This is a genomic window from Nocardioides sp. GCM10030259 (assembly GCF_042666375.1).
Taxonomy (GTDB): domain Bacteria; phylum Actinomycetota; class Actinomycetes; order Propionibacteriales; family Nocardioidaceae; genus Nocardioides.
In genome coordinates this window covers 154,268-178,025 of sequence record NZ_JBHTDF010000003.1, presented here as the reverse complement: position 1 = coordinate 178,025, position 23,758 = coordinate 154,268, and the positions used below count along the sequence as shown (strand labels likewise).

Below are 23,758 nucleotides of genomic sequence, written 5' to 3'. Positions count from 1 at the left end.
GGCGCCCGCACGATGCGGCCGACGGCGTACGCCGCCACTAGACTCGACCCTCGTGTCTACCACCACCCGCTCCGACCTCCGCAACGTCGCGATCGTCGCGCACGTCGACCACGGCAAGACCACCCTCGTCGACGCGATGCTCCGCCAGGCGGGAGCCTTCACCGAGCACGAGGCCGAGAGCGTGGCGGACCGCGTCATGGACTCCGGTGACCTCGAGCGCGAGAAGGGCATCACGATCCTCGCGAAGAACACCGCGGTGCACTACGCCGGCCCCGCCGCCGACGGCAAGCCGATGACGATCAACATCATCGACACCCCCGGCCACGCCGACTTCGGCGGCGAGGTGGAGCGCGGCCTGTCGATGGTCGACGGCATCGTGCTGCTCGTCGACGCCAGCGAGGGGCCGCTGCCGCAGACCCGCTTCGTGCTGCGCAAGGCTCTCAACGCCGACATGCCGGTGATCCTGGTCGTCAACAAGACGGACCGCGGCGACGCCCGCATCGCCGAGGTCGTCGACGAGACCTACGAGCTGTTCATGGACCTGCTCGACGAGCACCACAGCCAGGACGCGCTCGACTTCCCCGTCGTCTACGCGTCGGGCCGCGCCGGCGTCGCCGGCCTCGAGATGCCGGAGAACGGCGCGCTGCCGGACTCCACCGACCTCGAGCCGCTGTTCAGGACCATCCTCGAGACGATCCCGGCCCCGACGTACGACGAGGGCGCGCCGCTCCAGGCCCACGTCACCAACCTCGACTCCTCGCCGTTCCTCGGCCGGCTGGCGCTGCTGCGCATCAAGCAGGGCAACCTGAAGAAGGGCCAGACCGTCGCGTGGATCCGCCGCGACGGCGAGGTCAAGAACGTCCGCATCACCGAGCTGCTCGTCACCGAGGGCCTGGAGCGCAAGCCGGGCGAGTCCGCCGGCCCCGGCGACATCGTCGCGGTCGCGGGCATCCCGGACATCACCATCGGCGAGACGCTCGCCGACCCCGAGAACCCGATCGCGCTGCCGCTCATCCACGTCGACGAGCCCGCGATCTCGATGACCATCGGCACCAACACCTCCCCGCTGGTCGGCAAGGTCAAGGGCGGCAAGGTCACTGCCCGCCTCGTGAAGGACCGTCTCGACTCCGAGCTGGTCGGCAACGTGTCGCTGCGGGTCCTCCCGACCGACCGTCCCGACGCGTGGGAGGTCCAGGGCAGGGGCGAGCTCGCGCTGGCGATCCTCGTCGAGCAGATGCGCCGCGAGGGCTTCGAGCTGACCGTCGGGAAGCCGCAGGTCGTCACCAAGGAGATCGACGGCAAGGTCCACGAGCCGGTCGAGCGCCTCACGATCGACGCCCCCGAGGAGTACCTCGGCGCGATCACCGAGCTGCTCGCGACCCGCAAGGGCCGCATGGAGCAGATGACCAACCACGGCACCGGCTGGGTGCGCATGGAGTTCCTGGTCCCGGCCCGCGGACTGATCGGCTTCCGGACCGAGTTCCTCACCGATACCCGCGGCACCGGCATCGCCCACCACATCTCGGAGGGCTACGAGCCGTGGGCCGGCGAGATCCGGTCCCGCAACTCGGGCTCGCTGGTGGCCGACCGCAAGGGCGCGGCCACGGCGTACGCCATGACGAGCCTCCAGGAGCGCGGCGTCATGTTCGTCGAGCCGACCACCGAGGTCTACGAGGGCATGATCGTCGGCGAGAACTCCCGCGCCGACGACATGGACGTCAACATCACCAAGGAGAAGCAGCAGACCAACATCCGGTCCGCGACCTCCGACAACTTCGAGAAGCTGATCCCGCCGCGCAAGCTCTCGCTCGAGCAGTGCCTGGAGTTCTGCCGCGACGACGAGTGCGTCGAGGTCACGCCGGAGACGGTCCGGATCCGCAAGGTCGTGCTCGACCAGAACGAGCGGGCGAAGATTGCGAGCCGAGCGCGTAAGGCGAGCAAGTAGGGCCCGGAGCGAGGAACGAGCGGAGGGTTCTACTTGGTCGTCTTCTGCGAGGCGAGCAATTGCGCGACGAAGTCGCGCCGATTGCGAGCCGAGCGCGCAAGGCGAGCAAGTAGCCGACTGGACCAGCTGCCGGGTACGACGCCCACCCGCCGCGCAACCGGCGGCCCGGGCGTGGCAATGTGGCAGTTGCATGCAACCGAAGATGCGCGCGGAGCGTCCTCTGTATCATGCTGGCACATGTCCACAACGGCACCGGACTACGGTCGTACCGACCATCGCCACCGCGTGACGGAGGCGCGCCCGTGGTCGGGCTAGCTCCACGACAGGACTCGGGGGAGACCATGGCGGAGGCGCGGCGCAACGCCGTGCTCGTACTCGGCGCGGAGGCCTCGGGCCCCGCGACGGTGGCGGGCGTGCTGAGGATCCTCGGCATGCACGCACCGACGCTCGAGCAGGACGGCTCCGCTCGCTGGGTCCCCGAGATGCACGAGCGGCTGCTGGCCCGGGCCAACGTGGCGACCGACGACGCCCGCCCGGAGGCGTGGTTCGACGCCGGCCGGATGAGCACGCAGGACCAGAACCGCGAGCGCGTGGAGCGCTGGCTCGACGCGGTCTTCACCGACGAGGTCGACGAGATCGTCGTCGCCGACGCGGGCCTGCCGTGGTTCCTCGACCTGTGGGCGGGCGCCGCATCGCGCCTCGACATCGACGTCGCCTACGTGCTGACGGTCACCCCGCCCTCCGAGGTGATCTCGGCCGGGCGCGACGACCGCAGCCCGCTCGGCCAGGCGATCGCGTGGCTCAACTTCGTGCTGCACACCGAGCGCGCCACCCGCGGCGGCCGCCGCGTGGCGATCCGCCAGGCGGACCTCGTCGAGGACTGGACGGTCCCGATCTACTCGCTCGGCGAGCAGTGGGGCCTGCGGTCGGTCGTCGAGGCCAACGCCCGCGACCTGCGCGCGGTCCACGACTACGTCGACAGTGCGCCCCGGCCGGGACCGACCGGCGACCTGCTGCTGCCCGACCCGGTGCAGGCGCTGGTGCAGTCGACCGGTGCCGCCCTCGACCGCCTGGCGGAGGGCAAGGACGACGACCTGCTGCACCGCGAGCTCGACGAGCTCCGCGTCGCCTTCATCGCGCTCTACGAGCAGGCGGCCGAGATCGCCGACTCGTCGGTGCTCGCTGCCGAGCGGCGGCTGCGGCGGGCCAAGGACCGTTTCGAGAAGGAGCGTCGCGAGCTCACGAGAGACCGCGACCAGGGCGGCCCCTCGAGCCGCCTCCCCCTCCGGAAGGGAGGTCGGTCATGGCGCCGACGCCCGGCCTGAGTGCCGTCCCGCTGGACGCCGAGGTCGCCGGCCCGCAGGCGGCGCAGCCCTCCGGCGCGCCGACCCCTGGGGTGACCGCGGTGCTGCGCGTCCGCAACGAGGCCCACTCGCTGCCGTGGTCGCTCCCCCAGCTGCTGCGGTCGACCGACGAGGTCCTGCTCGTCGACAACCGCTCGACCGACGACACCTCCACCATCGCCGTCGAGATCGCGACCCGGCACGGGCTGGCCGACAAGCTCCGTGTGGTCGACTACCCCTACCGGTTGAGCCGGTGCGGCCCCGAGCACCTCGACACGCCGCCGGAGTCGGCGCACAGCCTGGTCCGCTACAACAACTGGGCGGAGTCGCTCGCGACCACGTCGTACGTCGTGAAGTGGGACGGCGACATGGCGCTCACCCGCGACGGCGAGCGGGCGCTGTCGGCCTTCGGCTGGCAGGTGCAGCACCGCCGGATCAACCTGCGGCTCCCCCGCCACCCGCTGTACGTCGAGAGCGACCGGGTCGCCTACCTCGACCTCGCGATGCGCAACCGGGAGCACTTCGGGCACCCCGTGCTGCCGGGCTTCTCCTACGCCAAGGCGTTCGAGTGGGAGTTCCTCCTCTACCCCGAGGGCACGCCGCACCACAACATGCCCGAGGGCTCGTGCGTGGAGCTCAAGCACCTCGACGACGACGAGTTCGGTCACTGGACCGACCCCGACGCGTTCCTCACCAGCGCACGCACCCAGCGCAAGCGCCGCGAGTACATGACGTTCGACGCGGTGCGCTCGGGTGACTGGCAGCAGATCCCCGGCCTGCACCGCATCGAGGCGCCCGAGGGCGTGCACGTCATCGAGTACGTCGTGGAGACCTGGCTGCCCAAGGCTCCGCGGCCGCTCGACGCGTCACTCGCCGCCTCGTAGGTCCCGCACCGCCCGCAGCAGCTCGCGCGCCCGGTCGTCGAAGGAGAGCTCCTCCTCGGCGGCCGGCGGCGGAGGCGCGGCCAGCGCGGCGTCGTACGCCGTCCGCAGGTCGGCCGCGCTGCGGCACACGCGCACCCGGCCCGGGAACATCTCCGCCACGCCCGCCACCTCGTCGCACAGCACCTGTGCGCCGCTCGCGACGGCGTCGAAGACGCGGTTGGCCACGAACCCCTGGCGCGCCATGTCGGGCCAGTGGTCCGCGATCACGACCGCGTGCGACCGGTAGAGCTCGCCCAGCCGGTCGTTGGGCAGGTGCTCGGCGCGCCAGGCGTCCCGCGGCAGGCCGTCCCAGCCGCGGCCGTACACCTCGATCGGCACCCCCGCCTCGACGGCCCAGTGCACCATCGGCCGGGTCCGGTCCTCGGCGCTGCCGACGAAGACCGCCGTCGGCGACCGGTCACCGCCGCCGGCGACCTCGGGCAGCGCGGTCGCCTGCAGCAGCGGGCGCGCCGACCGCGCGGCCGCCCACGGCACCGACGCGGCGAAGACCAGGTCGAAGTCGGCCAGCTCCTCCGCCGTGACCTCGTCGGGGTGGCTGATCACCCAGACGACCGAGGTCTGCCCCGGCGCGGGACGTCCGCGCTCGCGGCCGCGGATCACCAGCGACACGTCGTCGTACGCCGTCGCGGCGGAGTCGTGTGCGTCGCGCCGGTGCACCACGGCGTCCTGCCCGAGGCGGCGCAGGGACCCGGCCAGCTCCTCGGCGAAGTGGGTGTCGCCCCACTGGTCGCCCCAGTGGCCACCCGTCGACGGGATCCGGATCCCCCAGCGCAGCCGGTCGGGATCGCGGCGGAGCCGGCCGGCGACCGCGACGCGGCCGTCTCCGTCCAGCGTGACGTCCCAGCCGAGCGCGGCGTACACGTCGGACGCGGGGTCGGGCGAACCGGAGGTCAGGACCCCGTCGGACAGCGGTTCGTCGCGGGTGACGAGCGCGTCCGGCGCGACCCGGAACCCGCCCGGACGTGTGGCGAGGCCCGCCACGCCACGGACGAGGTCGGCGGCGCGCAGCGCGAGCGCATCGGCGGACACCGCCGCGAATCCGCGACCGGCGACATCGGCGGCGTCCGCCCGCGGATGCCCGGCCAGCAGTGGCCGCAGCGGCCCGTCCGGCTCAGCGACGAGACCGGCCGCCTGGATCGTGTCGTCGCGGTTGAGCAGCAGTGCCTGCACACCGACCACGTCGGGGTCGGCGAGCGGGGCGAGCAGGGCCGGCAGCCAGCCCCGCCGCACGCGGCTGTCCCGGGCGAGCAGCACGACGTGCTCACCGGTCGTCGCCGCGATCCCCGCGTCGGCTGCCGCCGCGGCACCGGGGTCGGCGTCCAGCCGGAGGAGGCGCACGGTCTCGCGGGTGGCGCACCGGGCGGCGAGCGCGAGCCCGACGTGTGGTGGGGATCCGCGGTCGACCACGACGACCTCGACGTCGGCGTCAGCGCGTTCGTCGAGCACGGCGGCCAGGGCCCGCGCGGTCTTGAACCAGTCCTCGTCGGTGGTGAGCACCACCGAGGTGCGACCCGCGACCGGGGCGCGGTCGAGTGGGGCGTCCGTGAGGGTGCCGGCGACAGCCCGTGCCGCTCGCAGCATCGCCGCGCGGGCCTCGCCGCGGTCGGCAGCGCCGGCCAGCGGCCCGACCTGGTCGCCCTCGAGCTCGCGCAGCACCACGCCGACCCGCCCGGACCGCCAGGCCCGGCGAAGGTGCTGCGGGAGGCTGACGAAGTCAAGGAACGGGCTGACCGACAGCCGTCGCGACATCCCCTCGGTGACGGCGTGCACCGCGGCCGCGTGCTCGGACTCGAAGTCGACACCGGTCAGCGCGGAGTAGAACTCGACGTCGAGGATCCCGGATCGCAACAGCCGTGCCGCGCGCCGCTCGACCGGCTCCGTCTCCGCCACGCCGCAGACCCTACGCCGGACACGCCGCTGCTCGGGCGAGGGCGGCTGTTCACTAGGATCGCGAGGCGATGGCTGACCCGGCACTGACGAAGCTCATCGACGGCGCCTCCGAGCCCGTCGTGGTCCTCCACGACCCCTCGGTCGGCGGCCAGCTCCAAGGGCTGCCGCCCGGCGTCGGGCTCTCGACGACCGGCCACGACCTGCCGGACCTGCCGCACCGCTGGGGCCTGGTCGTGCTCGCGTGCGCCGACGTGCTGTCGCTTCGCCGGTGGGCGTCGGTGCTGCCCGGGCTCGGCCGCACGCGCACGATCGCGTGCTGGATCGCCGAGGCAGAGCAGCCCCTGGCCCTGGTCCCGCGCCGCGAGTGGCCGCCGCTGACCGCCCTCAACGCCAGGCGGACGCCCACCGGGGCATCGCTGACGGTGGTCCGCTTCGAGAGCGGCGTGCGCGCCGAGCTGGTGCTCCGCGAGCTGGCCCGCTCGGTGGCGCCGGGGAGGCCGTCGTACGCCGGCCTGCTGGCCGCCACCGCGCAACCCGACCCCGCCACGGCGCCCCCGGTCGACCCGAGCGTGCAGGTGCTCGACCGGGTGGCCGACGCCGTCGATGCCGACCGGACCATCCCGCCGGACGTCGTGCTCGGTGCCACCGAGGCGCTGCCGCCACAGCACGTCATCGACCGGTCGCCGGCCACGACGACCGACCCGCTGCTGCTCCGGGCGCCGATCGACGAGGGCGTCATCAACCCGGCCGGCTACCTCAAGGACCCCGAGCAGCCGATGGCGGCGCTCGAGGCCGCACCGGACGGCCGTCTGTCGCTGCGCGCCAAGGGTCTCGACCACTCCCTGCGCGCCGAGCAGGGAGTGACTCCGACGGCCGTGCGCCTGCTGCGCCCGCACATCGGCGTGCGCGTGACCTGGCCGGCGAACGCCCCGGAGCGCCTGGCCCTCACCGTCGCCGGCCTGGCCGCTGCGGGCGTGCCGCTCGTGGCGGACGACGTGCCTGCCGCGGCGCGAGCGGAGCTCGGCGACCGGCTGGCCGACCTCCTGCTCGCCGGTCCGGACCTGCAGGCGCCTCTGCTCCGCGACGAGCACAGCGTGCGCCTGCGTCGGGTCGGGCTGCTGGAGCACTCCTCGATCGCCTGGCGTGCCCGGCTGGCGGCCGTCGCCGGTCTGCCCTTCCGGCCGTTCCCCAGCGTCAGCGTTGTGCTGGCGACCAAGCGCGAGCACATGCTCGAGCACGCCCTCCACCAGATCGCCAAGCAGCGTGGCGCCGACATCGAGGTCGTCGTGGCGGCCCACGGCTTCGAGGCCGACCCGGGCCTGGTGCGTGAGCGCGTGGGTGACCACGCCGTCCTGCGCACCTTCGCCGAGCCGACGTACTTCGGCGACGTGCTCAGCGCTGGTGCCGCGGCCGCTTCGGGCGACGTCGTGCTCAAGATCGACGACGACGACTGGTACGGCCCCGACTTCGTCGCCGACCTGCTGCTCGCCCGGCACTACTCCGGCGCCGACATCGTCGGCTCCACGGTCGAGTACGCCTACCTCGCGCCGATCAACCGCACCATCCGCCGCCGCGACGACGCCGAGCGGATCGCCCAGTTCGTCGCCGGCGGCTCGATCATGATCGACCGGCAGTCACTGGCGGAGGCGGGGCGGTTCCGTCCGGTGCGGAGGTACGTCGACGCGCAGCTGCTCGACGCAGCCCGCTGGCGCGGCCAGTCGATCTACCGCACGCACGGGCTCGGCTACATGCTGCGGCGCACCGACTCCGGCCACACCTGGGACCCGGGTCTCGACTACTACCTGTCCGAGGAGCGGCTCGAGGAGTCGTGGGACGGCTTCCGGCCCAGCGAGCTGCTCGAGCACGACGCGTCCGAGGTCCCCGCCGAGGCGAGGACGGCATGAGCGCCCAGACGCGCGTCAGCGCCAACGACTGGGGGGCCCTCGACCCTCCGGCGCTCGGCACCTGGGATCCCCGGCTCTCCGTCAGCGTCGTCATCCCGGCGTACGACGCACCCGCGCTCCCGTGGGTCCTCGCCGGCCTGGCCGCGCAGAGCTATCCCGGCCACCTCCTCGAGGTGGTCGTGGTCGACGACTCCCCCGGGCCCGAGCTCACGCTCCCGGACGTGCGCCCCGAGCGCACCCGCGTCGTGAAGACCCAGCACGGCTGGGGCCCGGGCGCCGCCCGCCAGACCGGCGCCGAGACGGCCGAGGGCGACGTGCTGCACTGGCTGGACGCCGACATGGTGCCCGGCCGGCACGAGGTCGAGGCGCACCTGCGTTGGCACCACCTCATCGACTACGCCGTCGTCCTGGGCGACAAGTCGTTCACCGACGCCGATGCGCTGGCCGGCCTCGACCCCCAGGCGCTGCAGGCGGCGCTCGCCGGGGGCACGCCCCTGGCCGAGCTCGCCCGGCGGCCGATCGACACGCGCAATTGGATCGAGACAGTCCTCGCGGAGACCGACGGGCTCCGCGCCGCCGGGCCGCGGGCCATGCGCGTGCACGTGGGTGCGTCCGCGAGCGTGGCGCGCTCCCTGCTGGGCGCGACGCGCGGCTGGCCGGTCGACCTGGTGCGCGGCGAGGACATCGTGGTCGGCTACCGGCTGCGCGAGGCCGGCGCGGTCTTCATCCCGGACGCCGCGGCGCACAGCCTGCACCTGGGACCGTCGACGCTCATGCGCGACGCCGAGGCGGTCAACCGCTACACGAAGCCTTCGCTGACCCAGCACGTCCCCGAGTTCCGGGGTCACCGCCTGCAGGTGCACCGCTCGTACGCCGTGCCGTACGCCGAGGTCGTCGTGCCCGTCGCAGGCACGACGTACGAGGACGTGCGCGCGGTGGTGGACGCCCAGCTGACCGGCGGGATCCCCGACGTCGTCGTCACCCTGGTCGCCCCGTGGTCGACGCTCGGCGACGACCGGCGCCCGGTCCTCGCCGACCCGGACCTCGACCTGCGACTCGTGCAGGCGGCGTACGCCGGCGAGCCCCGCGTCCGGCTCGTCGACGAGCCGTCCGAGCGCTCAGACGCGACGTTCCGGGCCACGTTGCCCGGCACCGCGGAGTTCCCCGCGGGACGGGGCCTGGCGCCCCTGCTCAGGCGCATGGAGCTCGATCACCTCGGGTGCGTCGACGTCGACCTCGCCGCCGGCACGGCGCGCGTGGTGCGCACCGCGGCCCACGCCCGCGCGCTCCGGACCTGCGCCGACGCCGCGGAGTACGAGACGGCGCTGCGCGCCTGCTACCCGACGGACCGGGCGACGGCAGCCGACGCCGGGTTCGTCGTCGCCGCCGACGCCCCGCCGGTCAAGCAGGTGCGCGGGCTGGGCGCGTGGGGTGGACGGTCCGGCTAGCCCGGGTCAGAGGTTCCAGACCCGGACCCAGTCGACCTTCATGGTCTGGGGCAGGTCGTCCTCGGACGGCAGATGCCTGAGCTCGTAGTCCGAGCTGAGGTTGCTGAGGAGCAGGAACTGCGGCACGCCCGAGATCGCCTCGTCGATCACCGAGGTGACCTGGCCGTCGATCCGGAAGATGTAGGCGTCGGGCGTCCACTCGACCGAGAAGACGTGGTACCTGTCCCACCACTTGTCGCCGTACTGATCGGGGTCCGCGATGAAGTCCCCGATCTTCACGGACTCGCCGTCCTCGTCGGTGTAGTGGACGTAGCTCGCGAGGCTCGGGCTCTGGCGACGCCCGAACCACTCGATGATGTCGATCTCCGCACCGGACGTGTTCGGGTCGCCGTCATGGACGGCCGTGGCCGGCTGCAGCCAGAACGCCGCGTGCTGGCCACGCTTCTCGTGGAACTTGATCCGCGCGGCGGCGTACCCGTAGCGGAAGTCGAAGCTGCCCTGGGTCCCGATGTTGGCGTTGAGCCGGTAGCTGTGCTCCTCGCCCTCGTAGCGGCACTCGTCGTCCGAGCGGTCGGGATCGAGCGCGACCGACAGGCCGGCGACGTCGTCGCCGACGTCCACCATGGACTCGTCCGGACGCGAGCACGACCGCGACCCGGCGTCGTACCCCTGGAGCCGATGGAACCACCGCGGGCCGAGGGAGGTGCGCTCGAACAGGTCCTCGAACTCCAGCTTGTCCTGCCAGACGCCGGTGTCGAGCGCGTTGCTCTTGTCGTCGCCGGCGACCAGCCGGTAGCTCTGGGTCTCCTTCTCGACGAGGTTCGGCGCGATGAACGCGACCCGGCCCTCTTCGTCCTGCTTGGCTTGGTCGAGCTCGGTCCACTCGCCGTCCTGCTGCACCTGGAGCGTGACGGGCTCGCCCTCGGCGGCCGGCTCGACACGCCCCTCGACCACGACGTCGGCCCGCTTCGCCTTGCGCGGCTTCTTGCCGGAGTCGGCGATGGGCGGGAGCAGTCTCGCCTCGATCCCCGAGCTCGGGCCCGAGGGGGGCTCCTCGTCGTCGGTGGAGCAGCCGGCCAGACCACAGACGACGGTTGCCGCGGCCACGAGGGCCGCGGCAACCGGTCGACGCGAGTGCGCCGTGCGTCCGTGCAGGATCACAGGCCCCAGGCTCGGACCCAGTCGACCGACGAACCCTGCGGCAGCTTGTTCTCGTTCTTCATGTACTCCAGCTGGTAGTCGGAGCTCAGCTGGCTGAGGATGAGGAACTGCTCGCGACCGGAGACGCCCTGCTTGATGACGTTGGTCACCTGGCCGTCGATGTAGAACGTGTACGACTTCGGGGTCCACTTGACGGCGAAGACGTGGTACTTGCTCGACCAGCCGTTGCCGTACTGGGCGGGGTTCTTGACCCACGAGCCGACCTTGCGGCCCTTGGCGGTCGGGTAGTAGTGCACGTACTGCGAGAGACCGCCGGACGGGTGGCCGTTGCCGAACCACTCGACCACGTCGATCTCGGCACCGGTGTGCTTCGCGCTGCCGCGGTTGGCGGCGCGGGACTCAGGCTGGAGCCAGAACCCGAAGTGCTGGCCGCGCAGCGAGTTGAGCTTCACGCGCGCCGCGGCGTAGCCGTACTTGAGCGAGTACTGGGCCTGGGTGCCGACCATCGCGTTCGTGCGCCAGGCGTAGCGCTTGCCCTGGTACTTGCAGCGACCGTTCTTGGTCTTGTCCTTGCCGACCATGAGCCGGGCGACGCCCTTCTTGGCGTACGTGTTGTCCGGGCTGGTGCGGGAGCAACCGCGGTTGGACGCGGCGCCGTAGTTCTGGTCGCGGAACTGCCACAGGGCGGGGTCGAGGGTGTCGAACTCCTCGGTGAACTCCTCCTTGTAGGTCCACTTCAGGGTCGAGACGGACTTGCTCACCGTCGTCGCCAGCCCGGAACCGCTCGCGACCAGGCGGTAGGTCACCGCCTTGCGCTTCTTCAGGAACGGCGCTGCGATCTCCACCACGCCGGACTTGTCCTGGCGCGCGGCGCCGGCCTTGACCCACTTCGAGCCGGCCTTGCGCTGGAGGACGACGGTCCGGCCGGGCTTCTTCGGGCGGAACGTGCCCGCGACGACGACCTTGGCGGCGTCTGCCCGGGCGGCACGCTTGCCGGCGGCGGAGATCGGCGGCGTCATCTCGACCTTGACGCGCTGCTTTGCCTTCTTCTGGACGTGGCCGGCGCTCGCGGGAGCAGCGCTCCCGGCCGGCGACTCGACGACGGCGGCGGTGAGACCGGCACCGACCGTGAGCGCCACAGCGGCGGCGATCGTTCGGAGGGAAGTCATGAGTTCCAATCGTTCGGTCGAGCACGTTCGACTCGACGGGCGGTCAGGAGATCTCGGCAGGGGCAGCGCCATGATAGGTACATTCAGGGGTGCGGCCCCAAAACTGCGGCACGTGTCGGTGTGCCGTCGGTGGGACGACAAGAGGGAGAGTTCATGACGCAGAGCGCGAGCCCGACGACGTCGGGCCGGCGGGCCGTCATGATCGTCGGGTCCGGGCGCAGCGGCACGAGCGTGATGGCGTGCACACTGCAGCAGCTCGGCATGCGGGTCCCCCAGCCGGAGGTGCCACCGGACGAGACCAACCCGAAGGGCTTCGGCGAGTCGCAGTGGCTGGTCGACTTCCACGACCGGCTGCTCCAGCGGGCCAACGTGACGGTGTCCGACGCCCGGCCGCGAGCCTGGTTCGCGACCAGCAAGCAGAGCACGAACGAGCGCTTCCGCCGCCAGGCGAGCACGTGGCTCGAGCGCCAGTTCGAGGAGGCCGACGAGGTCGTCCTCAAGGACCCGCGCCTGGTGTGGTTCCTGGGCCTGTGGGAGAGCGCGGCCCTCCACGTCGGGGTCGCCCCGGTCTTCATCAGCATGTTGCGCCCGCCGGCCGAGGTGATCGGCAGCAAGCACCACCACTACTCCTCGCGGGTCAGCCTCGAGAGCCGTGCGGCGTCGTGGGTCAACCTGGTGCTGCACACCGAGCGGGCCACCCGCGACAAGGCACGCGCGTTCGTGCGCTACCACGACCTGCTCTCCGACTGGACGATCCCGGTCCACCGGCTCGGCGAGGAGTTCCGTCTCGACGCGGTGCTGTCGGCGTCGGCCAAGGATCTGCGCGGTGTCTACGACCTGATTGACCCGTCGCTCTACCGGGTACGCTCCGCCGACGTGGAGGTGCCGATTCGCGGCCCCCTCAAGGAGCTGATGGATGGCACGCAGGAGCTGGCGGAGCGACTCGCCGACGGCAAGGACGACTCCGAGGCGCACGACCTCTCGGACCAGTTGCGCACGGCCTACCTCGACCTCTACGAGCAGTCGGAGGCCATCGCCGACTCCACGACGCAGGCGGTCGGCCGCAAGCTCCGCAAGCGGCACGCCCGCGCCCTCGAGCAGGCCGCCCAGGTCGCTCCTCCGGAGGCCGAGCCCGCCGCCGTCGAGGAGCCGGCGCCGCGCCGGTCTCGCAGGCTTTTCCGCAGCGGGAGCTGACCCACGATGAGCGCGGTCACCAGCGGCCCCCCTGCCCGGACCGTTCCGGACGGACGGATCACCCGCAACCGCGAGGGCGAGCCCGACTACGACATCCAGTGGCCCTGGCACCGGCCGCAGCGCCCCGGCCTGACAGCGGTGCTCCGCGTGCGCAACGAGGCACACAACCTGCCGTGGGTGCTGCCGCCTCTCCTGGAGGCCGTGCCGTACGTCGTCATCGTGGACAACCAGTCCACCGACGGCACCCTCGAGACCGCGCGGCGGATCGTGGCCGAGCACGGGGCGTCCGACCGCGTGACGCTCACGTCGTACCCCTTCGTGGTCAGCCGCTGCGGCCCCGAGCACCTGGCGACGCCTGCCGACTCGGTGCACAGCCTCACGCACTTCTACAACTGGTCGTTCTCGCACGTGACCACGACGTACGCCATGAAGTGGGACGGCGACATGGTGCTCACGCCCGAGGGCATCGCCGCGGTGCGCGACCTGTCGTGGCAGCTCGAGGGCGAGGAGGTGATGGTGCTGTTCCCGCGCCTCCCCCTCTACATCGAGTCCGATGCCGTCGGCTACCTCGACGCGAGCTCGCGCAACATGGAGCCGTGGATCCACCCGGTCGGCCCGGCGTACACCTTCGTCAAGGGCTTCGACTGGGAGGTCTGGCAGCACCCCGACGACATGGAGCGGCTGGTGATGCCGCTGGGCACGTTCGTCGAGCTCAAGTGGCTCGACCACGACGAGTTCGCGCACTGGACCGACCCCAGCGCGTTCACCGACAACCGGTCGCCGCGCAAGGTGCGCGAGTACCACGTGCACTCGACGCTGCGCGACGGTGGCGCCCACGACCTCGACCACGTCTTCCGCATCGAGGCGCCGCCCGGCGTCCACATCGTCGAGCACGCCGCCAAGGTGTGGTTGCCGCGGCACGCCCGCGGGCTGCCGCAGCCCGGCCGGCGCAACAACGGCGAGGGCGACGAGTCCTAGCAGTCATCTCGGGCACAATGCCCGGGTGCTGCTCGACGTCCAGCTGGATGCGCGTCCCGACCTCGCCGTCGATCGGGCACGCTCGCTCGCTGCCGCGGGGGTGGACGGTCTCTTCACGTTCGAGGGCCCGCACGACGTGTTCCTGCCGCTGGCGGCCGCCGCCGGCGCGGTACCCTGCGACCTGATGACGAACGTCGCGATCGCGATCCCGCGCAGCCCGATGCACCTCGCGCACGCGGCGTACGATCTCCAGCTGATGTCGCAGGGGCGGTTCCGGCTCGGGCTCGGCTCCCAGATCAAGCCGCACATCGAGAAGCGGTACGGCGCCACCTGGGACCGGCCGGCCGCGCGGATGCGCGAGGCGGTGCTCGCGGTGAAGGCGATCCTGTCGTCCTGGCAGGACGGCACCCGGCTGGACTTCCGCGGCGAGTTCACCCAGCACACGCTGATGCCTCCGACGTTCGTGCCCGGCCCGAACCCGTACGGCGTGCCGCCCGTGCTCCTCGGCGCGCTCGGCCCGCTGATGACCCGGACCGCCGCCGAGGTCGCCGACGGCCTGCTGGTGATGCCGTTCCACAGCCACCGCCACTTCCGCACCCGCACGCTGCCGACCGTCGACGCGGGTCTGGAGCTGTCGGGGCGGTCGCGCGCGGACTTCCCGCTCTACCCGCAGGCGATCGTGGCCATGGGCCGGACCCCGGCCGAGCTCGCCGCCGCGACGGTCGGCGTGCGCGGGCTGCTGGCGTTCTACGGCTCGACCCCGGCGTACCGTCCCGTCCTCGAGGTCGAAGGCTGGGACTCGCTGCAGCCGGTGCTGAACCAGCTGTCGAAGGTCGGCGACGTGGCCTCGATGATCGACCTCGTGACCGACGAGATGGTCGACACCCTGGCCGTCCGCGGGACCCCCGAGGAGTGTGCCGCCGAGCTCGGCCGGCGGTTCGGCGACGTCGCCACGCGGGTGTGCTGCTACTTCCCCGGGTACGACGTTCCGCTGGAGCAGGTGTCGGAGCTCGCCGAGGCACTGCGGGCCGTCTGAGCGGAGTGACTGGAGTGGTCCGCGGGGCGCCACCGCCGCTGTAACGGTGGGTTGTGGCCTCTGGTGATGCGTTATGACGGGCCGGCAGAGGCGCCGACACCCCGTTACAGCCTGAGCGCCGATCACATCCGCTCCGAGCTCTGACGTTCCCGTCGAATGACGTACGGCGCGAGGTCGTCGATCGCAGTGCCGAACCGAGCCTGGGTGTCCGTGATCTCACGGTGAAGGCGCAGCTTGGTCCTCTCCCAGGCGTGCTCCTGAAGGTCGGCCCACACCAGGCGCGACATGCCGAGCTTGAAGCCGCCCAACCAGTGCTCGCGCTTCTTCTCCTTCCAGAGCACGTCCTCGGGACGACGCCGGGCGTACCCACCCTCGGATGCGGGCAGGTATTTGAGCCGGCCGTCGATCTCGACCAGGTGCCTCCCGACGCGGAAGTCGACCCAAGCGACACGACCTTGGTCCTGGATGCCGAACTGCGGATGAACCACACCGAGCGCGAGCTCTTCGAGCATCAGCTTGGCGAGGCTCTCGGCCGGGTTCTCGCACCGGGCATCGGCGAGCTCGACTGCCAAGCGGGCCCCGGTGACGTACGGCCAGTTCGTCATCGGCTCGATGGCCGCGCGCAAGTCCATGCGCGAGACGCCGCGCCGAAGGGCAGAGCTCGCGGCGACGATTCCGTGCCGGACCCCGTGTTCGCGACCGATGTCGGCGACCGTGCGCGGGATGTCGAGCACCGGGTGGTCATCGATGAAGACGATCTGCTTCGGTGAGATCGGCGCCTGGTGATGCTTGATCCCGTGGTTCGTGGAACCGCCCAGGTGACCGACGCGAGTCACGTGCACCAGACGCGGCGAGGCCTCGAGGATCGGCAAGTCGTGGAGGTACGCCGCCGAGTCGTGGCTGATGCTGTGGAAGCTCTTCGTCGCCAACGTCGCTGCCCAGACCTCGAGGCACGGTCGGCCGACGTACGGATCGAGCGACCCCCAGTGCGCGCCCGTTGTGTACACGCCGCGCCGCACGGTGACCCATTCGCCCGATCGCAGCATGCGGCGCAGCGTCCCGGGATCGAGGCCGGACAGCAGCGCCTGCCGGCGCGTGATCAGGCAGTGCTGGTGGGCGAAGTACCAGGCGAATGTCGGCCTCATGGCTCGACTGTCCGAGTCCACACCGACCCCGCGTGCGCCCGCGCCCAGCTGCTGTGGAGAGGCTCGCCAGAACGCCTGCTGTGGACGATCTGTGGGCTGGCGGCGCGGTGGCCCCTTAGCTGTAACGGGGTGTTGTGGCAGCTAACAGCCCGTCATGCCGGGCCACCAGATGCCACAACACCCCGTTACAGCTCCGCGCCGGCGCCAACCCGGGACTCGCGAGCTACCACACCCGCACCCGCCGCGCGGGCGCGGTGGCCTGCATGGCGATGCCGGCCATGCCGACGACGAACAGCAGGATCGTGGCCTTGCCGACCCACTCCGGCAGGATCCCGGAGACGCCGACGGCGAGGGCGTGCAGGACGAGGGCGAGGGCGATCCAGCGCGGGACGGGGCGGGCGCGCAGCAGGGCGACGCCGAGCAACAGCTCGCCGACGACGAAGCCGAGGATCCAGCCGTAGAGGAACACCCGCAGGCCCGCATCCTGGACCACCTCGTCGAGCCCCCGGCCGACGATCGTGTCGGTCTCGACCAGGGCCCGGAAGAAGACCATCAGCATGGCGTAGCCGGCGATGCCGATGAAGCCGAACTCCAGGACGGCGGCGCTGATCAGGCCGAGGACGCGCCCGCGCCGCTCGAAGAGCACCACGATCGCCGGCAGGCCCAGCGTGAGGCAGACGGAGGCGAGGAAGTAGATCGCGGCGGACGCCATCCAGGCGCCGCCGTTGTCCTGCACGACGCGCAGTGCCTCGGCCGCGCCGTCGCTCGACGGCAGCAGGAACGTACCGAGCGCCAACGCGAGCGCACCGGTGAGCAACAGCGCCGCCGAGACCGGCAGCCATTCCATCCGCACGCGCACAAGGTAGACGTACGGCGCCGCCGCCGTCCGGAAATCGATCAGGTAGCCGAACCGTTACCGAAGGTCGGTGAGCCGGTCGACCTGCTCGACCGCGGATGAGGTCGGGATGAGCTGCACCTCGTCGCAGCCGAGGTCCTCGATGCGCCGGAGCAGGTCGCGCAGGTCGGCCACCGATCCGGCGAACCCCGCGGTGGCGGCGAGCGCGTCGACGTACTGCTCCGGGATCCAGTTCATGTAGTGCCGCAGGTGCCGGCGGATCTGCTCGCGCGCCGCGTCGACGGGTCCGAGCGCGAACCAGAACGACGTCGTCACCCGCGGCTCCGGCCGGCCCCGGTCGGCCCAGGCCGTGCGGGTCAGCGCGAACACCCGCGCCATCTCCTCGAGGTCGACGGCGAGCGACATCCCCGCCAGCCCGTCCGCCCACGCCGCAGCCGACCGGATCGTCCGCGGCCCGAGGGTCCCGACGAGCAGCGGAGGCCCGCCCGGCTGCACCGGCAGGGGTCCGACCGGCAGCACGGAGTCGACGACCCGCTCGCCCGCCCACACCTTCTTCATGACCGCGACCCGCGCGGCCATCTCCCCCATCGTCTTCGTGACGGGCGACGCACCTGCCGCGAGATAGTCCTCCTCGCGCCCGCCGACACCGAGCCCGACCGTGAGCCGGCCGCCGCACAGCCGGTCACCGGTCGCAAGCGCCTTGGCGAGCGAGACCGGGTCGTGCAGCTGGGGTACGACGACCGTCGTGGTCAGCCGCACCCGCGACGTCCACGCGGCGACCGCGCCCAGCAGCGTCAGCGAGTACGGGTTGTCGAAGGCCATCCGCTCGCCCCAGCACAGCGACGACCACGGTCCGTCGTCGACCGCGCGCGCCCACGACTCCAGGGTGTCCGCCGACTCCCAGAGGTCGGGCTCCATCACCGGCAACGTCATCCCAACGTCCACCGGCCTAGTGTGACGGTCATGACCTCGCCTCTGGTGGCCCAGGCCCGGCAGCAGTCCCTCGGAGACCTGCCCCGACGTACGGCGCAGCGGGTGCCCGACAAGCTCGCGATCGTCGACGGTGAGACCCGGCTGACGTACGCCGAGCTCGACGCGCTCGTCGACCGCACCGCCGCGGCACTGCACGACCACGGGCTCGCCGCGCGCGACCGGCTGGCGCTGCTGTCGCGCAACAGCTGGCAGTACGCCGTGCTCGACTTCGCGTGCGCCCGCGCGGGCGTCGTGCTGGTGCCGATCAACTTCATGCTGGGCGCGGAGGAGATCGCGTTCATCCTCGACCAGAGCGGGGCGGAGGCGTTCGTCGTCCAGGACGGGCTGATCGACGTCGCGCAGGACGCGCTGGCCCGCTCGCAGGGCGAAGCCAAGACCCGCGCGATGATCCGTGCGGCGGCCGCCGAGGTGCCCGAGGGCTGGCACGACCTCCAGGACTGGCTCGACCACGACGGCACGCCGTACCCCGTGATCGTCGAGGACGACGACCCGGTGCGGATGATGTTCACGTCCGGCACGGAGTCGCGGCCCAAGGGCGCGCTGCTCAGCAGTCGCAGCCTGCTGTGGCAGTACGTCTCGTGCGCGATCGAGGGCAGCATGGCCGCCGACGACGTCGAGCTGCACACGATGCCGCTCTACCACTGCGCGCAGCTCGACTGCTTCCTCGGCGTCGACGTCTACCTCGGCGCGACCAGCATCATCCTGCCGGCGCCGGACCCGGGCGCGATCCTGAAGGCGATCGAGGAGCACCGGGTCACGAAGTTCTTCGCGCCGCCGACGATCTGGATCGGGCTGCTGCGCCACCCGGACTTCGACGCCGCCGACCTGTCGAGCCTGCGCAAGGGCTACTACGGCGCCTCGCCGATGCCGGTCGCCGTCCTCGAGGAGCTGCGCCGGCGGCTCCCCGACGTCGACCTCTGGAACTTCTACGGCCAGACCGAGATGGCCCCGCTGGCCACGATCCTGGGGCCCGAGGACCAGCTCGCGTACCCGGGCTCGGCCGGCCGTGCCGCCATCAACGTCGAGACCCGCATCGTCGACGACCAGGACGAGCCGGTGCCGGCCGGCATCGTCGGCGAGATCGTGCACCGCTCACCGCACGCGACCCTCGGCTACTACCAGGACCCCGAGAAGACCACCGAGGCGTTCCGCGGCGGGTGGTTCCACTCCGGCGACCTCGGCTACCTCGACGAGGGCGGCCGCCTCTACGTCGTGGACCGCAAGAAGGACATGATCAAGACCGGCGGCGAGAACGTCGCCAGCCGCGAGGTCGAGGAGGCGATCTACCAGCTCGACGATGTCGCCGAGGTCGCGGTCTTCGCCGTCGACCACCCGCGCTGGGTCGAGGCGGTCGCTGCGGTCGTCGTACCCAAGGACGGCGCCACGCTCACGCCCGACTCCGTTGTCGAGCACACGCGCTCGGTGCTGGCGGGCTTCAAGACGCCCAAGTACGTCGTGGTCGCGGACGCCCTGCCCAAGAATCCGTCCGGCAAGATCCTCAAGCGCCAGCTGCGCGAGCAGCACGCCGACCTGGCGGCAGGCGACTAGACGAGCCAGCGCGCCAGCAGCGTCCCGTCGACCTCGACGAGCGTGTGCAGGCGGAGCGGTACGTCGACGGGCGGGCCCGCCACGATGCGGGGCCCGTCACCGGCGACCAGCCGCGGCACGATCGTCGTGCACAGCTCGTCGACCACGCCGGCGGACAGGAGGCCGCGGAGCAGCGACGGTCCGCCCTCGCACAGGATCGTGCGCCAGCCCCGGTCGACCAGGGCACGCTTGAAGGCGTCGGGGTCGTCGAGCGGCTCGACCAGGACCGAGCCCGCGGGCGCGCCGCGCAGGCCCTCCGGCACCTCGTCGCGGCGGCTGACGACGACGATCGGCCGGTCGGCCGGGCCGTAGCCCTCGGTCCTCGCGGTCCCGGCTCCGACCACGATCACGTCGCAGGTCGCGCGGAGGTGGTCGAAGACCTGCTTGTCGGCGGCGTTGTTGATCGAGCCGCTCCGGCCCGACTCGCCCGTGGCCGCGCCGTCGACGGTGCTGACCATGTTGACGCGCAGCCAGGGCAGGCGGGGTACGGCGTAGAGCTCGGCCAGGTCGTCGGTCTGCGGACCGATCAGCACCCTCACGACTCCCACCTCATCACCCAGTACTGCACGCCGTAGGGGTCGTCGTCGTAGTCCACCTGAGCCGGGCCGAGGTCACCGAGCGAGCGCAGCTTCGCGATCCCGTCGACGTTCGCCCACAGCTCGCGCGCGAGGTCGGCGTCGACCTCCGGACGGCCGGCGCACAGGGAGGCCCGGAGCGCGTCGTCGAAGGCGTGCGACCGCTCGTCGAGGTGCCCCGGCGCCTTCTCGGTGCGGCAGGCCGACCCGTTGCCGACGACCAGGTAGGACTCCTCCTCGTGCGTGTGGTCGGTGCGGTCGAGCAGGTACTCGGCGATGCGCGCGCCTTGCTCGTCGGCGAGCACCGTGGTGCCGCGGCCGAGCCACGCGGCGGCCTCCAGGCACGCGGCCCGCAGCTCGGCGACCGGGTCCTCGAGGCCGGCGTACTCCGGCAGCAGCGCGAGCACGCCCGGCACCAGCACGATCCGCGTCACTGCAGCCCCCGGATCGCCCGGCGCGGCGGTCGGCGCCCGGCGATCGACGACACCATGTCGACGGTCTGCCGGGTCTCGACGACCTCGTGGACGCGGTAGATCCGCGCGCCGGCGAGCGCGCAGACGGCCGTCGCCGCGAGGGTGCCGACCAGGCGCGACCCGACCGGCAGGTCGAGGGTCTCGCCGACGAAGTCCTTGTTGGACAGCGAGACCAGCACCGGCCAGCCGGTGTCGACCATCTCGCCGAGCCGACGCGTGAGCTCGAGGGAGTGGAAGGTGTTCTTGCCGAAGTCGTGGGCCGGGTCGATCACGACCGACTCGCGCGGCACCCCGGCCTCGACCGCCCGGATGGCGTAGGCGACCGTGTCGGCGATCGCCGCGGCGACGACGTCGTCGTACTCGATGCGATAGGGGCGGGTGCGCGGCGTGACCCCGCCGGTGTGCGTGCAGACGATGGCCGCGCCACCCTCGGCGGCGGCGTCGACGAGCTCGGGGTCGGCGCCGCCCCATGCGTCGTTGAGCACGTCGGCGCCGGCGGCGCAGACGGCGGCCCCCACCGAGGCGCGCCAGGTGTCGACCGAGATCACGAGGGACGGGTACGCCGCACGCACCCGGGCCACGAAGTCCACGACCCGGGCCTTCTCCTCCGCCTCGGAGATCTCGACGCCGGGCGCCGCCTTGATGCCGCCGATGTCGACGATCTCGGCGCCCTGCTCGACGACGAGGGCGACCCGCTCGAACGCCTTGTCCTCGGCCCAGGTCGCACCCTTGTCGTAGAAGGAGTCGGGCGTGCGGTTGACGATCGCCATCATCAGCGTGGCGTCGTCGTCGAAGGTGTGCCGCCCCAGCCGCAGGGTCACGGCGCCTCCCCGACGGAGGACGCGGGCGGCCGCTCCTCGACCGCCGGGCCGGTGCCCGACCGGGCGAGCGCCGCCGCGAGGATCTGGGTGGCCATGCCGCTGAGGTCCCGCAGGGACTGGTGCCGGTGGGCACGGACGCCGAGGTCGACCTGGGCGATCGCGTCGAGGCCGCGAGCGCGGACGGTGTCGACGAGCGCGGCCAGCTCGACGGCGTACTCGTGCGGGACGGGGAGCGACGCGAAGAGCGACCGTCGCACCGCCCACTCCCCTGCGAGCGGCTGGTGCAGGCCGCCGAGCTCGGGGAACAGCAGCCGGATCAGCGGCCGGGCGACCAGCTCGGTGACGCGGCCGCCCTCGAGGGGCACCGCCGTGTCGCCGGCCAGCAGCGGCCGCTCGTAGAACCCCTTGACCAGCTCGACTCCCGGGTCGGTCAGCAGCGGACCGAGAAGTCCCGGCACGAAGTGGGTGTCCCAGTCGACGAGGTCGGCGTCCATGAAGACGATGAGCTCGCCGCGGGTGACGAAGAGTGACTTCCACATCGCCTCGCCCTTGCCGGGCCGCGAGCCGAGATCGGGCCGGATCTCCGCCGAGCGGTGCACGGTCGCGCCGGCGTCGGCCGCCACGGCGTACGTCTCGTCGGTGGAGTCGGAGTCGATGACGACGACCTCGTCGACGAGCTCGACGGTCTCGACCAGCGCGTCGCGCACCTTGACGACGACGTCGCCGACGGTCGCGGCCTCGTTGCGGGCGGGTACGACGAGGCTGACGACGCGGTCGCCCTTGGCTGCGGTCAGCGCCTCTAGCGGCCAGTCCGTCCAGTGATGGGTGTGCCGCTGCGACCACCCGTCGAGGTCGGCGGACGGGTCGGGGACGGGCACGCGATCGACCCTAGACCACCCCCGGACGACGCCCGTACCGCGCCCGTCCCAACGTCCGCTTCACCAATCCTGACCATTTCCGACGACGCCCGACCGTGTTCAAATGCGCCATGAACACGGGGGATGGGGAACGCCGTGGCCGAGGCCGGCCGCGGGCGGCCGGCGCGGAGGAGAAGATCCTCGGGGCCGCGCTGGAGGAGTACACGGAGCACGGCTGGTCCGGCTTCACCATGGACGGCGTCGCACGGCGGTCCGGCTTCGGCAAGTCGACGCTCTACCTGCGCTGGTCCGACAAGGACGCCCTGCTCACCGACGCGGTGCGGCGGCGGCGCCGCGACGTCCCGGACGTGGACACCGGTTCGCTCCGGGGTGACCTGACGGCTCTCGTGGGCCGGGTGTTCCGCGAGGCCGCCGACCCGCGGGGGTGGGCGGGCTTCCGGATGGTCGTCGAGACCGCCCACGCGTCGACGGCGCTGGGCCACTTCACCGAGGAGGCGGCCAGCGCCCCCCGCGGCGTCATCACGTCCATCTCTCGCCGGGCGTGCGAGCGCGGCGAGATCACCGCCGAGCTCGACGCGGTCGTCCTCGCCGAGCTGATCTACGGGTCCGCCAACATGTTCGTCCTCGGCAGCCGGCTCGACCACCAGGAGATCACGGACGAGGCACTCGGCTCGCGAGTCGACGGCCTCGTCACGATGATGCTCGAGGGCCTGCACTGACCGCCGACAGGCGCGAGCTGCGCGAGATTTGACCATTCAGGGGATAACAGACGCCGGTTGTCTGATGTTCAATCACTCCATGACCAGCGGGGAGGGAGCCCGGCGGGGCCGTGGCAGGCCGCGCCGTCCGGACGCCGAGGACAAGATCCTGGCCGCCGTGCTGGACGAGTACGGCGAGCACGGCTGGTCCGGCTTCACCATGGACGGCGTCGCGCGGCGGGCCGGGGTCGGCAAGTCGACCGTCTACCTGCGGTGGCCCGACAAGGACTCCCTGCTCACCGAGGCGGTCACCCATCGCGGGCTCGAGCTCACGGCCGTCGACACCGGGTCGCTCGAGGGCGACCTCGTCCAGCTGGCGACGAACCTGCTCCGGCACTTCCACACCCCGCCCGGCTGGGCCTCGCTCCGCGTCACCTTCGACGCCGCCAGCGCGCCCGAGCGGCTGGGGAGCTTCGCCGAGGCGATCAGCGAGGTGCACGAGCGCCAGACGCACCTGGCCTGCCGCCGCGCGATCGAGCGCGGGGAGATGCGTGCCGACGTGCCCGCCGGCGCGGTCGTCGAGGCCATCTACGGCTCGGCGATCGTCAACGCGCTGTCCGAGCGCCTCCAAGGCCGCTCCGACAGCACCGACGTCATCGAGGCCCACGCGCGGCAGATCGCCGCGCTGGTGCTGCGCGGCATCGCCACCTGACACGCGGT

General features: G+C 72.2%; 21 protein-coding genes and 1 pseudogene. 11 read left to right on the top strand and 11 right to left on the bottom strand.

All coding sequences use genetic code 11. From position 1 onward, the window contains the following. The first annotated feature begins 52 nt into the window (after window positions 1-52). The 3 genes from typA to ACFQQI_RS03505 all read left to right on the top strand — a co-directional run bounded on the left by typA (window position 53) and on the right by ACFQQI_RS03505 (window position 4,172). Complete coding sequence (gene typA, locus ACFQQI_RS03515; RefSeq protein WP_378557994.1) at window positions 53-1,945, top strand: translational GTPase TypA; 1,893 nt, start codon at window positions 53-55, stop codon at window positions 1,943-1,945. Between the two features lie 341 nt (window positions 1,946-2,286). After that, window positions 2,287-3,270 carry a sulfotransferase family protein gene (locus ACFQQI_RS03510; RefSeq protein ID WP_378557991.1) on the top strand — a complete coding sequence of 328 codons (984 nt, stop codon included), beginning with the start codon at window positions 2,287-2,289 and terminating at the stop codon, window positions 3,268-3,270. Then, window positions 3,249-4,172, top strand: coding sequence for a hypothetical protein (locus ACFQQI_RS03505; RefSeq protein ID WP_378557988.1), 924 nt, complete (start codon window positions 3,249-3,251; stop codon window positions 4,170-4,172). The genes ACFQQI_RS03510 and ACFQQI_RS03505 overlap by 22 nt, the downstream gene beginning before the upstream one ends. Here the strand turns inward: ACFQQI_RS03505 and ACFQQI_RS03500 are convergent. Next, entirely contained in the window at window positions 4,155-6,122 is a 1,968-nt protein-coding gene (locus tag ACFQQI_RS03500; protein WP_378557985.1) for a glycosyltransferase, read from the bottom strand. The genes ACFQQI_RS03505 and ACFQQI_RS03500 overlap by 18 nt on opposite strands. A 68-nt stretch (window positions 6,123-6,190) precedes the next feature. Between ACFQQI_RS03500 and ACFQQI_RS03495 the strand changes: the two genes are divergently transcribed. Continuing rightward, on the top strand, window positions 6,191-8,026 hold the full coding sequence (locus tag ACFQQI_RS03495; protein ID WP_378557983.1) for a glycosyltransferase: 1,836 nt from the start codon (window positions 6,191-6,193) through the stop codon (window positions 8,024-8,026). Then, a complete protein-coding gene (locus ACFQQI_RS03490) occupies window positions 8,023-9,474 on the top strand; it encodes a glycosyltransferase (RefSeq protein ID WP_378557980.1) in 1,452 nt (483 codons plus the stop codon). The genes ACFQQI_RS03495 and ACFQQI_RS03490 overlap by 4 nt, the downstream gene beginning before the upstream one ends. 6 nt (window positions 9,475-9,480) lie before the next feature. On the opposite strand, the gene ACFQQI_RS03485 is transcribed toward ACFQQI_RS03490, so the two are convergent. Together ACFQQI_RS03485 and ACFQQI_RS03480 are read right to left on the bottom strand one after the other, a co-directional pair. Then, window positions 9,481-10,635 carry a family 16 glycosylhydrolase gene (locus ACFQQI_RS03485; protein WP_378557977.1) on the bottom strand — a complete coding sequence of 385 codons (1,155 nt, stop codon included), beginning with the start codon at window positions 10,633-10,635 and terminating at the stop codon, window positions 9,481-9,483. Continuing rightward, the gene (locus ACFQQI_RS03480) at window positions 10,632-11,804 is read right to left on the bottom strand and encodes a family 16 glycosylhydrolase (protein WP_378557974.1); all 1,173 of its coding nucleotides are present in this window, start codon (window positions 11,802-11,804) and stop codon (window positions 10,632-10,634) included. Before ACFQQI_RS03480 ends, ACFQQI_RS03485 begins: the two co-directional genes overlap by 4 nt. A gap of 153 nt (window positions 11,805-11,957) precedes the next feature. Between ACFQQI_RS03480 and ACFQQI_RS03475 the strand changes: the two genes are divergently transcribed. From ACFQQI_RS03475 to ACFQQI_RS03465, 3 genes are read left to right on the top strand one after another with little or no spacing between them, the layout of a single operon-like run. Beyond that, window positions 11,958-12,998, top strand: coding sequence for a sulfotransferase family protein (locus tag ACFQQI_RS03475; RefSeq protein ID WP_378557971.1), 1,041 nt, complete (start codon window positions 11,958-11,960; stop codon window positions 12,996-12,998). 6 nt (window positions 12,999-13,004) lie between these two features. Beyond that, window positions 13,005-13,976: a hypothetical protein gene (locus ACFQQI_RS03470; RefSeq protein ID WP_378557969.1), complete on the top strand. Its 972-nt coding sequence runs from the start codon at window positions 13,005-13,007 to the stop codon at window positions 13,974-13,976. A gap of 25 nt (window positions 13,977-14,001) precedes the next feature. Then, window positions 14,002-15,012, top strand: a complete 1,011-nt coding sequence (locus ACFQQI_RS03465; protein ID WP_378557966.1) for a TIGR03617 family F420-dependent LLM class oxidoreductase — start codon at window positions 14,002-14,004, stop codon at window positions 15,010-15,012. A 122-nt stretch (window positions 15,013-15,134) separates the two neighbouring features. Here ACFQQI_RS03465 and ACFQQI_RS03460 read toward each other — a convergent pair whose 3' ends face one another. The 4 genes and pseudogenes from ACFQQI_RS03460 to ACFQQI_RS03445 form a co-directional block, all read right to left on the bottom strand. Next, the gene (locus ACFQQI_RS03460) at window positions 15,135-15,884 is read right to left on the bottom strand and encodes a hypothetical protein (protein ID WP_378558350.1); all 750 of its coding nucleotides are present in this window, start codon (window positions 15,882-15,884) and stop codon (window positions 15,135-15,137) included. Window positions 15,885-16,025: 141 nt separating this feature from the next. Continuing rightward, window positions 16,026-16,157: pseudogene (locus ACFQQI_RS03455) on the bottom strand (type IV toxin-antitoxin system AbiEi family antitoxin domain-containing protein); the annotation flags it as partial. Window positions 16,158-16,380: 223 nt separating this feature from the next. Continuing rightward, entirely contained in the window at window positions 16,381-17,010 is a 630-nt protein-coding gene (locus ACFQQI_RS03450) for a hypothetical protein (RefSeq protein ID WP_378557963.1), read from the bottom strand. A 60-nt stretch (window positions 17,011-17,070) separates the two neighbouring features. Continuing rightward, window positions 17,071-17,958 carry an LLM class flavin-dependent oxidoreductase gene (locus tag ACFQQI_RS03445; protein WP_378557960.1) on the bottom strand — a complete coding sequence of 296 codons (888 nt, stop codon included), beginning with the start codon at window positions 17,956-17,958 and terminating at the stop codon, window positions 17,071-17,073. Window positions 17,959-17,976: 18 nt separating this feature from the next. Here ACFQQI_RS03445 and ACFQQI_RS03440 point away from each other — a divergent pair, with 18 nt between their 5' ends. Continuing rightward, the gene (locus tag ACFQQI_RS03440; protein WP_378557957.1) at window positions 17,977-19,554 is read left to right on the top strand and encodes an acyl-CoA synthetase; all 1,578 of its coding nucleotides are present in this window, start codon (window positions 17,977-17,979) and stop codon (window positions 19,552-19,554) included. Here the strand turns inward: ACFQQI_RS03440 and ACFQQI_RS03435 are convergent. Genes ACFQQI_RS03435 through ACFQQI_RS03420 form a run of 4 tightly spaced genes read right to left on the bottom strand, consistent with a single transcriptional unit; the run spans window position 19,551 to window position 22,340 of the window. After that, window positions 19,551-20,132, bottom strand: a complete 582-nt coding sequence (locus ACFQQI_RS03435; protein WP_378557954.1) for a dihydrofolate reductase family protein — start codon at window positions 20,130-20,132, stop codon at window positions 19,551-19,553. The two genes, ACFQQI_RS03440 and ACFQQI_RS03435, sit on opposite strands and share 4 nt — an antisense overlap. Then, entirely contained in the window at window positions 20,129-20,602 is a 474-nt protein-coding gene (locus tag ACFQQI_RS03430; RefSeq protein ID WP_378557951.1) for a hypothetical protein, read from the bottom strand. The genes ACFQQI_RS03435 and ACFQQI_RS03430 overlap by 4 nt, the downstream gene beginning before the upstream one ends. Next, window positions 20,599-21,462: a dihydropteroate synthase gene (folP, locus tag ACFQQI_RS03425; protein WP_378557948.1), complete on the bottom strand. Its 864-nt coding sequence runs from the start codon at window positions 21,460-21,462 to the stop codon at window positions 20,599-20,601. The genes ACFQQI_RS03430 and folP overlap by 4 nt, the downstream gene beginning before the upstream one ends. Continuing rightward, entirely contained in the window at window positions 21,459-22,340 is an 882-nt protein-coding gene (locus ACFQQI_RS03420) for a glucosyl-3-phosphoglycerate synthase (protein WP_378557945.1), read from the bottom strand. Before ACFQQI_RS03420 ends, folP begins: the two co-directional genes overlap by 4 nt. A 110-nt stretch (window positions 22,341-22,450) precedes the next feature. Here ACFQQI_RS03420 and ACFQQI_RS03415 point away from each other — a divergent pair, with 110 nt between their 5' ends. Further along, the gene (locus tag ACFQQI_RS03415; RefSeq protein ID WP_378557942.1) at window positions 22,451-23,059 is read left to right on the top strand and encodes a TetR/AcrR family transcriptional regulator; all 609 of its coding nucleotides are present in this window, start codon (window positions 22,451-22,453) and stop codon (window positions 23,057-23,059) included. A 79-nt stretch (window positions 23,060-23,138) separates the two neighbouring features. Further along, complete coding sequence (locus ACFQQI_RS03410; RefSeq protein ID WP_378557939.1) at window positions 23,139-23,750, top strand: TetR/AcrR family transcriptional regulator; 612 nt, start codon at window positions 23,139-23,141, stop codon at window positions 23,748-23,750. The last annotated feature ends 8 nt before the right edge of the window (window positions 23,751-23,758 follow it).